Source organism: Nostoc sp. (assembly GCF_036917535.1).
In the GTDB taxonomy this organism is placed as follows: Bacteria; Cyanobacteriota; Cyanobacteriia; order Cyanobacteriales; family Nostocaceae; genus Nostoc.
Window position 1 is genome coordinate 1 of record NZ_JBALDA010000030.1, and the last position, 15,128, is coordinate 15,128.

The 15,128-nt window shown below is 41.3% G+C and carries 15 protein-coding genes; 3 read left to right on the forward strand and 12 right to left on the reverse strand.

All coding sequences use genetic code 11. The features are described from left to right. Positions 1-226 precede the first annotated feature (226 nt). The 12 genes from cofG to V7K56_RS09420 form a co-directional block, all read right to left on the reverse strand. A complete protein-coding gene (gene cofG / locus V7K56_RS09365) occupies positions 227-1,207 on the reverse strand; it encodes a 7,8-didemethyl-8-hydroxy-5-deazariboflavin synthase subunit CofG (RefSeq protein WP_334909768.1) in 981 nt (326 codons plus the stop codon). A 113-nt stretch (positions 1,208-1,320) separates the two neighbouring features. Further along, positions 1,321-2,082 carry a beta-carotene ketolase CrtW gene (crtW, locus tag V7K56_RS09370; protein WP_334909770.1) on the reverse strand — a complete coding sequence of 254 codons (762 nt, stop codon included), beginning with the start codon at positions 2,080-2,082 and terminating at the stop codon, positions 1,321-1,323. 649 nt (positions 2,083-2,731) lie between these two features. Then, positions 2,732-3,175: an SRPBCC family protein gene (locus V7K56_RS09375; protein WP_334909772.1), complete on the reverse strand. Its 444-nt coding sequence runs from the start codon at positions 3,173-3,175 to the stop codon at positions 2,732-2,734. Between the two features lie 19 nt (positions 3,176-3,194). Beyond that, positions 3,195-3,383, reverse strand: coding sequence for a CPXCG motif-containing cysteine-rich protein (locus V7K56_RS09380; RefSeq protein ID WP_334909823.1), 189 nt, complete (start codon positions 3,381-3,383; stop codon positions 3,195-3,197). Positions 3,384-3,670: 287 nt separating this feature from the next. Next, positions 3,671-5,365: a B12-binding domain-containing radical SAM protein gene (locus V7K56_RS09385; protein WP_334909774.1), complete on the reverse strand. Its 1,695-nt coding sequence runs from the start codon at positions 5,363-5,365 to the stop codon at positions 3,671-3,673. Between the two features lie 21 nt (positions 5,366-5,386). Then, positions 5,387-5,641 (reverse strand): SemiSWEET transporter, encoded by a 255-nt coding sequence (locus tag V7K56_RS09390; protein ID WP_334909776.1) that lies wholly within the window; start codon positions 5,639-5,641, stop codon positions 5,387-5,389. 222 nt (positions 5,642-5,863) lie between these two features. After that, positions 5,864-6,127 carry a hypothetical protein gene (locus V7K56_RS09395; protein WP_334909778.1) on the reverse strand — a complete coding sequence of 88 codons (264 nt, stop codon included), beginning with the start codon at positions 6,125-6,127 and terminating at the stop codon, positions 5,864-5,866. 30 nt (positions 6,128-6,157) lie between these two features. After that, positions 6,158-7,246, reverse strand: a complete 1,089-nt coding sequence (gene aroC, locus V7K56_RS09400) for a chorismate synthase (protein WP_334909780.1) — start codon at positions 7,244-7,246, stop codon at positions 6,158-6,160. A 173-nt stretch (positions 7,247-7,419) separates the two neighbouring features. Next, complete coding sequence (gene psbA, locus V7K56_RS09405; protein ID WP_334908975.1) at positions 7,420-8,502, reverse strand: photosystem II q(b) protein; 1,083 nt, start codon at positions 8,500-8,502, stop codon at positions 7,420-7,422. A 222-nt stretch (positions 8,503-8,724) separates the two neighbouring features. Next, complete coding sequence (locus V7K56_RS09410; protein WP_334909782.1) at positions 8,725-9,399, reverse strand: DUF2834 domain-containing protein; 675 nt, start codon at positions 9,397-9,399, stop codon at positions 8,725-8,727. 131 nt (positions 9,400-9,530) lie between these two features. Further along, positions 9,531-10,682 carry a heat-inducible transcriptional repressor HrcA gene (gene hrcA / locus V7K56_RS09415; protein WP_334909784.1) on the reverse strand — a complete coding sequence of 384 codons (1,152 nt, stop codon included), beginning with the start codon at positions 10,680-10,682 and terminating at the stop codon, positions 9,531-9,533. 470 nt (positions 10,683-11,152) lie between these two features. Beyond that, entirely contained in the window at positions 11,153-11,485 is a 333-nt protein-coding gene (locus V7K56_RS09420; protein ID WP_292862223.1) for a rhodanese-like domain-containing protein, read from the reverse strand. A 160-nt stretch (positions 11,486-11,645) separates the two neighbouring features. Here V7K56_RS09420 and V7K56_RS09425 point away from each other — a divergent pair, with 160 nt between their 5' ends. The 3 genes from V7K56_RS09425 (at position 11,646) to cysE (ending at position 15,097) form a co-directional block, all read left to right on the forward strand. After that, entirely contained in the window at positions 11,646-13,307 is a 1,662-nt protein-coding gene (locus tag V7K56_RS09425) for a DUF3352 domain-containing protein (RefSeq protein ID WP_334909787.1), read from the forward strand. A gap of 317 nt (positions 13,308-13,624) precedes the next feature. After that, a complete protein-coding gene (locus V7K56_RS09430; RefSeq protein ID WP_334909789.1) occupies positions 13,625-14,116 on the forward strand; it encodes a hypothetical protein in 492 nt (163 codons plus the stop codon). Positions 14,117-14,332: 216 nt separating this feature from the next. Then, positions 14,333-15,097 carry a serine O-acetyltransferase gene (gene cysE, locus V7K56_RS09435; RefSeq protein ID WP_334909791.1) on the forward strand — a complete coding sequence of 255 codons (765 nt, stop codon included), beginning with the start codon at positions 14,333-14,335 and terminating at the stop codon, positions 15,095-15,097. Positions 15,098-15,128 lie beyond the last annotated feature (31 nt).

The window sequence follows — 15,128 nt, forward strand, 5'->3', positions numbered from 1 at the left end:
CAAATACTCGTCAACGGAGATAAAAGGTGGATTCATCCAGTTCAAATACTCGTCAACGGAGATAAAAGGTGGATTCATCCAGTTCAAATACTCGTCAACGGAGATAAAAGGTGGATTCATCCAGTTCAAATACTCGTTAACGGAGATAAAAGGTGGATTCATCCAGTTCAAATACTCGTCAGCAAAAAAACTACTACGAGATGGGAAAATCTCTACTTCCCTATTCTTACAAAAGGGAAACTGGGGTTAAAGTCTTTCGCCACTGTCTCACCGCTGTTTGTAATTCTTTCGACAACCAACTATCAAATTGCGGATAAACTGGCAAACGGGGCATCAATTCCCACCCCGCAGGCTGTAAAATTTCTCTTAATGCCTGTTCCTGAACATGAGGATAATCAGGATTCACCTCATCTTTTGGCCCTATTCCACCCAAATCTCGCGCACCAGCTTCGATACAAGCAAGTAACCATCGGTCATCTTTAACTAAATTCGGCGGAATTTGAATAGCAATATCTGGCGGTAAAATCTGACGCGCTTTAGCAATTACTTCTGGTAACTGATAAAGGTTAAAAGGTGGTGCATCAAAGGTTTGCTGATATCCCGGACTATGAGGTTGCAAGATAACTTCTTGAATGTGGTGATAACGTTGATGCAGTTGAGATATAGCTGTTAATGTTTCCCACCAATCATCTACAGTTTCCCCAATTCCCAACAACAACCCAGTTGTAAAGGGAATCTGCAACTCTCCCGCCCATTGCAATTGCTGTAAACGAACTTCTGGTAATTTACTCGGTGCGTGTCGATGTACACTATTTAACAATGTTGGCGTTAACTGTTCCAACATCAGCCCCATCGAAACATTCACACGCTTAAGCTTTTGCATTTCTTCAAAACTTAGTGGCCCCGCGTTTGTATGAGGTAAAAACCCCATTGAAAGCGCTAATTCACATAAATCATAAATCCGCTCAAACCACGCCTGACGCTTTTGCGAATGAGGATGCACTTCACCGCTGAGTATGAGAATTTCACAGACTTTTTCGCTTTGAAGTGGTTTTAAAATACTGTCTGCATCCGAAAGACTTATCCAGGGACTTTTACCCGGTTCGCTGCGAAAGTTGCAGTAACTACATCGATTGAAGCACTCGTAAGTGGGAACGATTGTATAAGCAGGGCTATAGGTTACAAGACGAGAATTATTAATTGGCATAAGCAGAATAAATTTGCTTTTAGTGAGCAGCCCCAGGCTTATTTTAAAGGTTAGAAACGCTGACTATAAACTTTTAATTCTTCATGCCTACTTATTTATTAACTAAACAAAAACTATTTTGCTTTGTAAATTTCTGGTAACTGCCACCAAGGAATATGGGGATATTCGTGATGTTCTTCATGATAGCCGAAATGATAGCACGTGATGAATGACCACCAAATTGGACGGCTAATCGTTTGGGCACAATGAGGCCGAATATAACCTGTGATTGGTTCGCTATGTGGAAGGAAAGTACCAAAATAAAATAATTGGAATGAACTTAGAAGCGAAGGAAGCACCCAAAAAGTTATTAGATTAACATGGGGGATATGAAGGATACGATTAGCAAACTGATATATAAGAGTTAGAGCAATAATTTGTCCCCAACTCCAGTAACCTTTCATAAAATGGAAATACCATGCAAAGAAGTTTTTCTGTTTACCATCATGAAAGTCTGGGTCTGTTTGAGTAGCTGGATTTTGGTGATGTAACCAATGCTTTTTTAATAATTTTTTATATGGTAAAAGACCATACAGAGATAAGGTTAATGTCCCAAGAAAATGATTAATTTTACTGTTTTGAGGAAACACTACCCCATGCATAGCATCATGAGATGTAATAAATAATCCTGTATATAAAAATGTTTGCCAAGCTATGCCAGGCAATAGGAGCCAAAATTGTAATTTGGAGATATTAATAGAAAGTAATAAACTCAAGCTAATAATCCATGCGCTAACAATGACAATAGCAATGAAAAGTCCTTGAAACTGAGATTTACTTTTCACTATTGGGGTTAGTTTTGTTTGATAGCTGGATGGTTGTTCTAATTGAATCACGCTTTTACTCTGCCTATTATTCAGGTAAAAATTCCTAAAATATAGTCACCACAAAAAGCACTAACCACCAGCCAGAAAACTCTATTAGTGGTAAGTGTTTTGCATTGGATAGTGCCAACACTTTAAGATGTTTAGAAATATTAAGTTACTCGAACTATTATTACACATACAACCGCTATACCAAAAATAGTTTTTGGTTTAGAGGTTGATTTGTATAAGTTATAATACTGCTAGCTAGGTAGTTTTAATAACTAGTATTTTTAATATAGGATTTTTTAAACAGCCGAAGCCTGGGAAAAAGACGGTAACAGAATCAGCAGCAATAGTAAGTAATGAAGTGTAGTAATTCGTGCATTACACTGTAGCTGTTGAGATCCCAAACTAATGTAAGCTAGAAAACGATTGTTGGCAAGCGATCGCCCCCAAGTTCACACTAAGGATTAAACCCCAACCCTAAGGATGAGATTTTCAAGCTTTTCAGGAAATACTTTGAAATTAGCGAAATAGTATTCATATTGTCAAAAAAATCTAATGGAAATTAGAAAAATTATTGGTTTTTCTTATCCAAACTAATAAAGATAAAATAATAAATATGGCTCCTAGTAAGCTAAAAGTCTGGAGCCACTTAACTACAAGAGAATGCTCATAGTTACTCGCATTCTCGTTTAGTTACATAGTGGCGGTAGCGAAACATTGCTTCTAATTGCGCTTGCACTAGCCAACCACTGACAAGTTCAATAGTTCCTCCACCAGGCATAGAGAAGGAAATAGCGTCAGTTAATCTGGTTTTGCCATTTTCCAGTTCAAATTCATGTCGATGTAACCAAGATTCAAAAGGGCCAGATATCTGTTCGTCAGTAAACAGGCGATATTTGTCACATTCAGTATGACGCGCTAACCAAGTTAAGGGTAATGGGCCGAGAAACAAGCGAAATTCGGTGATAGCACCCACGTTTAGCCCTCCCTCACGACGAACCACTTGGACTGGCTGCCAAGGTGGATTCAATAGTTGCAAAATATCTGGCCTTTCGTGAAATTTCCAAACTACTTCTGGGGAGGCATTAATTATTGAGGAATGTTTAAAGTGCAGCATGGAAAGAAAAACCTAAAATTCAGCTTTCAGATTCGGTATCAATTTCGATATCTAGGGTATCTTCATCAACCCGCACATACAAAATATTTGAGTTACAACAAACTTGACAATCCTCAACGTAAGATTGCTGTCCTCCAGCACTCAAATCAATAAAAGTTAAGTTCGGTTCGCCGCAATAAGCGCAGTAATACTCAGCGGTGCTTTGCATCAAGTTTTCAGCTATGAATTCAATGGTATTGGGCATGGGGCATTGGGCATTGAGCATGGGGCATTGATATTAATTTTTAATTTCTAGTCCTCATCCCTAGTACAACACGGCGTAAATAAACCACCCCTACCCTTCGAGAACACCAAGGGCGAACGGGTGACGCTCTCTACGAGACGCTGCGCGAACGCGGGCTCGCTAACGCTGTGCTAACGGCAGTTCCTCATGGGGGGAACCCCCTCTGAGCGACTGCCTCACCATTCAAAATCAACGAAACGCTTACGCTGTATTCATTTTGAATTTTGAATTTTGAATTTTAAATTCCGCCTTGCGGTACTAGTCCCCAGTACTGGCTGTAGTTCTTTGAGGGATGGATTGATATAACTCTGAGCATCAGCCAAATGCTTTAGTAGTGTAGACTGTGGCAGAGGCCCTTGCAAGTGGCTCCAAGGTAATACTTGTTCTGTTGACCATTCGGCGTGGACGTAGAAATCTAAGTCGGGAATTTGCCCTTTGAGTTGCTTGAAAGCACGTTTGTAGCTACCCAAGGAATCGCCAAAGTCACGAGTAAGTTCGAGAAGCTGGGAGAGTCTGCGATCGCCTCTCGATAATAAAGCCTGTATAATCGACCAATTATAGCTTTCTGGGCGAAATTCTATCCCCTGTGGTTTTAGCTGTTTTTGCAAAAACTGCAACCGCTTTTCGGCTTGGCGATTCACCCCAAACCATTGAAACGGTGTGTGTGCTTTCGGTACAAAGGTGCTGCATCCGTATGTTAAGCGCAATCCTGGCGCAGCTTTTTTGATATTACGCATCATCGCCACAGTTTGTTCTAAATCTTCTGCTTCTTCACCAGGAATTCCTGCCATTCCGTAGAGTTTCAAGCTTTTTAAGCCGCCAGCTTTGGCATTTATCGCTGCTTGGATGATTTCATCGTTATGCAGCTTTTTGTTAACGATTTGGCGGATTTTCTCGGAACCACTTTCTACAGCAATGGTAAGTGATCGCGTGTCTCGTTTCGTCAAAGTTTCTGCTAACTGAACTGTTACAGTATTAGTTCGGACTGAGGCAATACTGAGACGGACGTCATCATACTTTGGCTGACTAATATAATCTAGCAACGCCTCAAATTCTGGATGTTGAGTGACTGAAGCCCCTAATAATCCTAGCCGATTTGTGACTTCTAAACCTTTGGCGATCGCTGGAATTAATGAATCTTCCAGACTGGCCGTTCTAAAAGGCAGTGTGAGATAACTCGCCAAACAAAAGCGGCACATTTCTGGGCAACTTCTCACTACTTCCACCATGTAAATATTTTCCCATGCCGCTTTTTCGGTGACTACAGTCGAGGCCGATAGAGTATTTCCTCTATAAGTTTGCTTTTGCACCACTGCGGGAATTTCGGGAGAAATTGGTTTAATAGACTTTACTTCACCATCTCTTGTGTGATATTCCACCTCATACAAACTGGGTACATAAATTCCTGATATTTGTGCAAGTCTTTTTAGTTGAGTTTGTCTTGAAGCATTTCTCACTTCTTTGTAAGCCTCAATAAAATTCCCTAACAGGGTTTCACCATCCCCCAGCAAAATGACATCAAAAAAATCTGCAAAAGGTTCGGGGTTAGCAGTAAGAACGGGGCCACCACCAAAAATTATCGGATGAGAATCATCACGAGAGGTTGCTCGAATAGGAATTTCTAAAGATTCCAGCAAATTTAAAATATTCACATAATCCAGTTCCCACGAAATAGAAAATCCCACAATTTTCGGCGTTCTAGGGAGTTGTTCGTGAGTATCGGTAAACAGGCGACTTACCTGCACATCATCACGCATTGCCAAGGTTGCCCACACCACCTGATAGCCAAGGCTTGTAATACCTACACTGTACTTATTGGGAAAGGCGAAGATTATAGGGATAGCGTTGGTGTCTGGGGTAGCGGGGGTAAAGAGAAGGCGTTCACAGTCAAATACAGATGATGTCACAGGTGTTTGTTAGAGGCAAATTTATCTATATTTAATTTTAAGCCATAGAATAATTAAGTTAAAAATCAATGTTATGGCATTAGCAAGAATAATTGGCAAGGATTGTAAATAAATTCCATAGATTAACCATAAAAAAACACCACTTATGAATGTAATCAGCGTCACCAAAGAAACATCTTTTGCTGATTTAGTTCGCCAAGTTTTAAACATCTGTGGCAGAAATGAGATTGTGGTTATTGTGGCGGCAGCTAATCCTAAAATTGTTATAAAATACATGCAATGTAACCAGATAAATTTATTTATAGTGTAGCTGTAGAGTAACAATTACTATATGGCATTAAATTTTTATTAAGTACTTACTGTACTAGCCAGTTAATTTCTGACTCACTCAAATCACTTTCTATATCTAATATTTTGCAATATTAGATATAGTAGATTGGATAATAAATTAGAGTATAGATTCGCTTGTTATTTATCTCTTAAATTAGCAAAGTAAGTTTATTCTACAGACTCTTGTTGGTGAAAAATTTCTGCTGTTTTAAACAGTTTGTTATCCATCAACCAATTATATTCAGAATTACTTAAACATTCTGTTAACTCTAAATTTTTGAGTATTTGATGAAGCGGACTATCAGGATATGAGTATTCATATTGAGTAGCTTTATATTTAGATTTAAGTTGACTAAATAGTTTTACCTCTTGATCAATTACTATAATAATATCAGTAAAAAAGGGAGAGTAAGATACCCACCCTCGAAGCATAAATATTTTCTGAAAGTCAAAGTATAATCCTTATAACACCTTACACTGTCCATGATGCCGTAATAAATGGTCACACAATACCAGTGCTACCATCGCCTCAACCATTGGCACTGCACGCGGTAACACACAAGGATCGTGTCGTCCTTTCGCCGCTAATAACGTTTCTTCGCCTTCACGAGTTACTGTTTTTTGCTCTTTTCTAATTGTCGCTGTCGGCTTAAATGCAACTCGTAAAATGATATTTTCCCCGTTAGAAATTCCCCCCTGAATACCACCAGAACGGTTAGTTACAGTGCGAATTTCACCATTTTCATCAATATAATATTCGTCATTATGCTCTATTCCCGTTAACAGCGTCCCCCCAAAACCAGAACCAATTTCAAAGCCTTTGCTAGCTGGGAGAGACATCACACTTTTAGCGATATCAGCTTCCAATTTATCAAATACTGGTTCGCCCAAACCTTTCGGCACATTACGCGCCACACATTCTACGACACCGCCGACAGAATCACCCTGTCTACCAACTTGCTCAATTAATTCAATCATGCGATCGCTACATTCGGCATCGGGACAGCGAACGATGTTGCTTTCGACTTGTTCTAAGGTGACAGTATTTGGATCGACTACACCTTCCAAGTCTTTGATGCGCTTAACGTAACCGATAACTTCAACATTAGCAACTTGACGGAGAATTTTTTTAGCGATCGCACCTGCTGCCACTCTGCCAATTGTCTCACGCGCTGACGATCTACCCCCGCCTTGCCAATTACGAATGCCATATTTTGCATCATAAGTTGCATCCGCATGAGAAGGGCGATACTTCTCGGCCATTTCGTCGTAGTCTTGCGATCGAGTGTCTTTGTTCCGTACCAAAATCCCTATAGGCGTTCCTAATGTTTTGCCTTCAAATACACCTGATAAAATCTCGCAGGTATCGGCTTCTTTGCGAGGGGTCGTAATTTTACTTTGTCCCGGACGCCTTCTATCTAATTCTACTTGAATTTCTTCCGCCGAAATTTCTAGTTGCGGAGGACAACCATCAATCACAACCCCCACACCACCGCCGTGAGATTCACCAAAAGTAGTTATACGAAATAGATGACCAAAAGTGTTGCCCATGATCTTAAAGAAAAAGGATGAGGCTTATGTATTTTAACTAGAGTTTGTGCAAAAGTTCATTTTTATGCTTTGGCACTAGGAATATTTGACGTATAGCCTATCTTTTACCTATACAAATAAGAAAGCGCCCTCTGGTAACGGAGGGCGCTCTCTTATTTAGCTAAACTTCAGAATTAACCGTTGATAGCAGGAGCAGTTAGAGCTACAGGAGCAAGCTCACCAGCAGCCAAATCCAGAGGGAAGTTGTGAGCGTTACGCTCGTGCATTACTTCCATACCCAGGTTAGCGCGGTTAATTACATCTGCCCAGGTGCTGATGACGCGACCTTCAGAATCAATGATTGATTGGTTGAAGTTGAAACCGTTCAAGTTGAACGCCATTGTGCTCACACCCAAGGCAGTGAACCAGATGCCAACTACAGGCCATGCTGCTAACAAGAAGTGCAAGGAGCGGCTGTTGTTGAATGAAGCGTATTGAAAGATTAGACGACCGAAGTAGCCGTGGGCTGCAACGATGTTGTAGGTTTCTTCTTCTTGACCGAATTTGTAACCGTAGTTCAGGGACTCGGTTTCGGTGGTTTCACGAACCAAAGAAGAAGTTACTAGTGAACCATGCATTGCAGAAAACAGCGAACCACCGAATACACCTGCTACACCTAACTGGTGGAAGGGGTGCATCAAGATGTTATGCTCTGCTTGGAAAACGATCATGAAGTTGAATGTTCCGCTTATACCCAAAGGCATACCATCACTGAAGGAACCTTGTCCGATCGGGTATACCAAGAATACTGCACTTGCTGCTGCTACTGGGGCTGAGTAGGCGATCGCAATCCAAGGACGCATTCCTAAACGGTAGGATAGTTCCCATTCACGACCCATGTAGCAGAATACGCCAATTAAAAAGTGGAAGATTACCAGTTGGTAAGGACCGCCGTTGTACAACCACTCATCTAGAGATGCTGCTTCCCAAATTGGGTAGAAGTGCAAGCCGATGGCGTTGGAGGAAGGTACTACTGCACCTGAGATGATGTTGTTTCCATAAATCAAGGAACCTGCTACTGGTTCGCGGATACCATCAATGTCTACTGGAGGTGCGGCGATGAAGGCGATTACGAAGCAAGCGGTTGCCGCTAGCAGGGTGGGGATCATTACGACGCCGAACCAACCGATATATATGCGGTTATTGGTGCTGGTGATCCATTCGCAGAATCGATCCCATACGTTGGCGCTTGAGCGCTGTTGTAAGGTTGCTGTCATGGTTTTATAAATGCGATTATTTGCAGATGAATTTTAGGTAGGTTTGACTACCTGTTACACATCTTAAAGAATTTATTGCGTTTTGTAAAGTACTTTCAGAAAAAAACTTTCTCTTGGGATTTACGCACCCACAGAAAATCCCCAAACCTTTGAAAAAGGGGGGACTTTGGGTGATACCACTTGGGATTTTAGATTGTGGATTGTGAAAATGCACTTTATTCTTCAATTCGCCACTGGCTGCTTGGATATGGACTCTGTACCCACTTCCGGCAAAGGTGGACGCACAGATAAATAAACCAATGGGCCGAATAGCGGTATCAAGGTTATTAACCAGAAAAACTGCGGATTTTTCCAACCGCGACGTGCCATATCATCCCCCAATAATGCAGGAAATAATAGGCAGAGTAAGCAAAAATCTAAACTCATCACATTGATGAAACGGTTAGTTTGCCACTCTTGCACAAAACTGCCCCAATCTCCTGCTCTTAAACCGTAGGTAACTAGAATGACCGTGGCTACCGTTAACACAAAACCAGTCACACGAGAATCTAGCAACTTGAGCAAGGTATTCTTTTGACCGAGAAACTGATTATTTGGTTCTCTAAGAGCTAAGTACGGCAACAAGGCAAAAGCACCAACTGCGAAAGAAGTAGTAGAAAACAGCCAAGCAGGTATTTTTTGTCCTCTACCATCAATAAAGACTACTGCGCTGTAAATAAGAGGCCAGATGCCCATGAGGTTGAATAGTGCTATGAGTAACGGGTTAACACCTTGCCACTGGCCGATAGAAAGGTTTTTAATTAACTCGAATGTATCGGCTTGATCAGGAGGCGCGAGGAAAAAAGCATAGACAACAAATCCGAGCCACAGTAGACCAAAGGCAATTTTTCTAAGCATGAAAGATTTAAGTAGTATTAATTATTGATTTTGCCGTTACAAATCCGGCTATCTGCTTGCTATGGTATTATTCACTCACCTAAAGGCGTAGTGGCTTGTTCCTAAATATAACCTGATACGATTAATCCCTATTAAGGATTGAAATAATTGAAAGCTTCTGATAGGTAATCAGCAGCAGATGCTACTACTGCGATCGCACTTTCATAATCTAGGCGCGTTGGCCCCAAAACTCCTACACTTCCTACGGGTATCGAACCTCGGCGATAGTTAGAAGAAATCAAGGTGCAGGTGCGTATCGGTTCTAATGGATTTTCTGCACCAATGCGAACCGTTACTTTTGGTTTACCACCATCCTCTGGTTCTGGTTCTTCAAATATTAATCGCCACAGTTGATCTTGTTCTTCTTCCAACAGTTGGATAATCGTTTGTACCTGCTGTAATTGAGAAAATTCTGGCTGGCGCAAAACTTCTGACACACCCCTAACCATAATTTGGGTTGCAGTCGGTGCAAGAGTGCGACGAGTCAATTCGGCAACTGAGTTTTTCAAGAATTCTCCGTAACGTTGGAACTCTTGATCTAGTTCGCTCCAGTTGAGGTAGGCTAATTCCAACAGACTTCGCCCCCGTAGGTGACTATTCAAAAAGTTAGAAACAATCTGCAACTCGCGATCGATTACTTCTGAATCCCGTTGTGTTTCTTCTGGTGTTGGCGACAAATCCATTAATTTGGAATGTGTCTCGTAACCATCTGTCACCACAATCAGCATGATCCGTCCGGCTTCAATTTGCATTAATTGCAGATGTCGCAATAGCGCTGTGGTCGTTTGCGGCATAGTAATCAAGCTAATGCAACCACTTAAGGTTGCTAAAATCTGCGCGGCTCCTTGCAGTAGAGTTTCTAAACTCCGATCTTGCCACTGTAGCTGCTTTTGCAATGCCACCTCTACTTCTCGCCCTAAAATTTCCGTAGCACTTTGTGGAAGTAAGCTACGTGTAGTGTCTGTTTGCGACATGCTGCGCGAACGCAGAGAAGGTGTAATTAGCTGGTCAACATAAATGCGATAGCCTGAATCTGAAGGTACACGTCCAGCAGAAGCGTGTGGTTGGTAGAGTAATCCAGACTTTTCTAAAACGCCCATCACATTGCGAATTGTCGCCGAGCTTACACCAAGGTCGTACTCCTCGACTAAAGCCTTTGAACCAACAGGCTCTGCCGTAGCAATGTAGTGACGTACCGTTGCCCAAAGTATATGCTGTTGTCGATTTGTTAACTGAACTTCCATTATGGTATGTTTTGCTGAAGGCAAATTTTAATCAAACTCTGAAAAAAATTTTCGGATTTAATCGAAAACACAGAATATTAATAATTTATTAAGGTAGCAAATTATATAACTATATTATGATAAGTATTTTTAAAGTTTATATATACAGCATTTTTAAGAATAAAGTTGGTATAGTTGCTCAACTTTTTTTGCAAAAGCTGCTGATTATAATGTACCCTTACGATGCTTCTTTATAACCGTACTTTTGCACAAAATTGCGCCTGTAACAGTATTATTAGATACGTATTTGTTTCCAGAGGCTACTGCCGAACTGTAATTTAGAGCAATCTAACATTTTTGTGCAGATGTACTTGATGCCCAAATTCCAAACTTTTTAGCAAGCCTCTAACATTGATCTACTTCTATCTTTAGCATAGCAAAAGTCAGATGGAAGATTAAGTTCCATCTGAAATGATGTATTCGAACAAAAGCTAATATTGGGGAATTGAAGGGTCTACTAGTTGAGAATAGGCATCAATACCACCCGAAATATTTTGCACATTTGTAAAACCTTGAGCAATCAACCACTGGCACATTTGGGCAGAGCGGATGCCATGATGGCATAACACCAAGGTTTCGGCTTCGGGATTGAAGAGGGTAGGTACTCGATCTCCCCATTCAGCAAATTGACTTAAAGGTAAGTTGACAAAGCCCTCAATGCTAGCGATCGCCAATTCTTGTGGTTCCCGCACATCTACTAGCTGGATACTTGTATCACTAGAAGAAAGACGTTGCGCCAGTTCTTCTACACTAATTTGATTCATGAGTTCCCTGTCATGAGGATTTTCGTAAACAGTCCTAATACTATTTATGGTGACAGAAAATTTCTGCCTTGACATCAGCATCCATTCTCAAGAGAGTTGATTAATTCTGCTAGGCTTTCTGCTTAAATGGCTGTAAACCGTCTTTTTTAATAGGTTTAATGTGAATAGGCAACGTTCATTTATCGGTTTTATCGTAGCTGGGGCGATCGCCCTGCTAGTAATTGCGATCGCAAGCTTTTACTGGTTTTTCGCTAAAAGTCCGGCTAACCTCATTGCTTCTAGCTCTGGACCTAGTGCAGCCATATTCGTGTCGAAACTTTCTCCTGCAATGGTTTCATTATTGACCAATCCTGACCGTTTGCAGGTCTTGGAGCGGGAAGAGGAACTATCTAAACTCAAAACCAGTTTATTCACCAAGAGTGGCATAGATTACAAACAAGACATTCAACCCTGGTTAGGGGACGAAATTACATTAGCAATCACCACCTTAGATATTGATCGCGATTCAGAAAACGGACAGCAGCCAGGGTATTTGTTGGCATTAGCAACCAAACAACCGCAGAAAAGCCGCGAGTTTGTGGAATTGTTGTTTTCTAAACGAGCGTTAGCTGGGGCAAACTTAGCTGTTGAACAATATAAAGGTGTAAAACTGATTTCTGACAATTCTCAACCAGAAGAAGATTTGCTTGCTGGTGCTGTTGTCGGTGAAAGCTTTGTCTTATTTGCCAACGATCCGAAAGTACTAAAAGATGCTATCAATAACGTCCAAGCGCCCGATCTGAATTTGACTAGCTCACCGGAATACCAAAAAGCTACCAAAGAACGGCTCAAAGGGGGATTAGCTATAGCTTTCTTGAATCTTCCCATCGTCGCAAAATGGCAAGGGTTAGAGTTACCAGAACAACTTTATAACAGTCAAATCATATCTTTAGTGTTGAATCCCCAAGGATTGCTGGCAGAAACCACCATTTTGACTTCATCAGAAATTGTCCCTCCATCTGCACCACTATCTAAACCTGTGGAAGCATTACAGTATGTTCCAGCATCCGCAGGTTTAGCAATTTCCGGCTCGAATTTGAGTAATTTGGGTGACAGCGATTTAGCCAAGCTTTGGAAACAAGCAACAGCAATTATATATGGTTCTAGGGAAGATGTGGTTTCTCGGTTAGCAAAACCTTTGGCGGATGTTCAAAAACGCTGGGGTATCAATTTACCAAAGGATATTTTTAGTTGGGTACAAGGAGAATATGCCATAGCATTGTTACCTGATAAAGAGCAAACAACCCCACATTGGATTTTTGTGGTGGAAAAATCCGAAGGTGTAGAACAAGGCGTTGCTCGATTAGATGTGATCGCTTTATCCAACGAACTCAGCATCAATACCCTAAATATAGACAAGCAAAAAATTTCCGCTTGGACAGAGTTAACCACAGCTACTAAAAAAAGTGATGTTAAAGAAGGAGCATCTTTCAGCATTGAAACAAAAGTGCGGGGATTGCATACAACTTTCGGAAATTACGAAATTTTCGCGTCTGACTTGGAGACGATGAATGAAATTCTCACAACGAAGGATAATTCCATAATTGACAATCCCAATTTCAAAGATAGTATCGCTGCGATTCCTCTACCAAACCAAGGCTATATATATCTTGACTGGACAAAGAGCCAGAATTTGTTAGAGCGTCAAGTACCGATTCTCAAACTAGTGGAAGTCTTAGGTAAACCATTTTTTAACAACCTGCGATCGCTTACAGTGAGTAGTTATGGAACTGACACGCGATCGCTTAAAGGTGGTGTCTTTTTTAAACTCCATAATTCGTGAGATTTTCATAAAAGCTCAAAGTACAGAAGGGAAAAGAATTTTTTCCCTTCTGTACTTTCTTGCCTCATAATATTTACGTAGATATTCTGTAGCATTTGCCAAGTAATGCCTTGATTGCCAAAATTCCACACTATCAACGGGCGCGATTTAATGTTGCTGTCTAGATCGAGAAATAACCTAGCAATTAGCTGTCCACTTTCAAAAACATCAACTGTGGCACATTTGATTGTGGCACAACCAACTGAAATTTCACTGTAATTTTTTCACTAGAATATGTATATATCACTACTCATTTAAAAGCCTGTTGGAGGGCTACTATGAAATACTGTCGCCCCCGACTTCAGTTTCACGGCGGTTGGCTATTGGCTATACTTACCACCATCACAGCTACCCCTGTAATAGCACAAACAGCAAACTTTGGCACTTTTAATTTATCAACAAACTTTGATTCAGCACAAGGAACAGTGCAGGGGTTTACAGGTGGTTCTTACTCATTGTCTGCCATCAGTAACCGCGATCGCGATCAAAAAGCGTGCATTGGCTTTGCCGATCCCAAACCAGATCACATTATGGTTTTGGAAAAAAACTTTTCCCAGCTAACAATACAAGTAGATAGCAACAACAACGACACCACTTTACTTATCCAAGGACCAGATCAAACTATGATTCGTTGTGGCGATGACACTGGTAAAAGTAAAGATGCTAGCGTTAGCGATCGCGACTGGAAACGGGGCACCTATCGGATTTGGGTGGGTACATTTAATCCTGGAGTCAAGCATGATTATACTCTGAAAGTGGAGCAGCAGTGAATTGGGGAGCAGGGGAGGCAAGGGGGGACAAGGTGACAAGGTGATTAAAGTAGAACTTGCAATAAGTCTTTTCTTTCCCCTTGTCCCCAATTCTCCTTGTCCACAAGTCTCTTCCCAATGCCCCATGCCCAATGCTCTATTCCCAATTTTTAGCTGTAACACCTGAAAGGATAATATGGGAGAGTAGCTTGTTGTGCTTTCCGAGGGTGCTATCTCGTGCTATCTATACTGCGTGCTGACTTTCGTATCATATTTGAACGTGACCCAGCTGCCCGTAACTGGTTGGAAGTTTTATTTTGTTACCCTGGTTTGCAAGCCCTGTTATTCCATAGGCTGGCTCACTGGCTGTATAGTGTTGGTCTTCCCTTTATTCCGCGCCTGATTTCCCACTTGGCTCGGTTTTTGACTGGAATTGAAATCCACCCTGGTGCAACAATTGGGCAAAGTGTGTTTATTGACCACGGGATGGGTGTAGTAATTGGTGAAACTGCGATCGTCGGAGACTATACCCTAATTTATCAAGGTGTCACCCTTGGGGGTACTGGTAAAGAATGTGGTAAACGCCATCCTACTGTGGGTGAAAACGTCGTAGTTGGAGCTGGAGCGAAGGTACTGGGCAATATCCAAATTGGCAATAACGTCCGTATTGGTGCTGGTTCTGTTGTTTTAAGAGATGTGCCTTCAGACTGTACTGTGGTAGGCGTGCCTGGGCGCATCGTGTATCGTTCTGGAGTCCGGGTTGCACCTCTTGAACACAATAACTTACCAGATTCAGAAGCTCAAGTAATTCGTGCTTTAGTAGACCGGATTGAGGCGTTGGAAGAACAAATACAAACCCTTCAGCGCACTAATTCTTCAGAAAAAACTCCTGTTTTAGTGGGTTGTTTAGCAGCGAAAGAAGATGAGCTAACCCATGATACTCGCTGGTGCAACCTCAAAGATAAGACTATCCAGGAATTTCTAGATGGTGCTGGCATTTAGTTTAACTTAAGGGTTAAAGGTCAATCTTTTG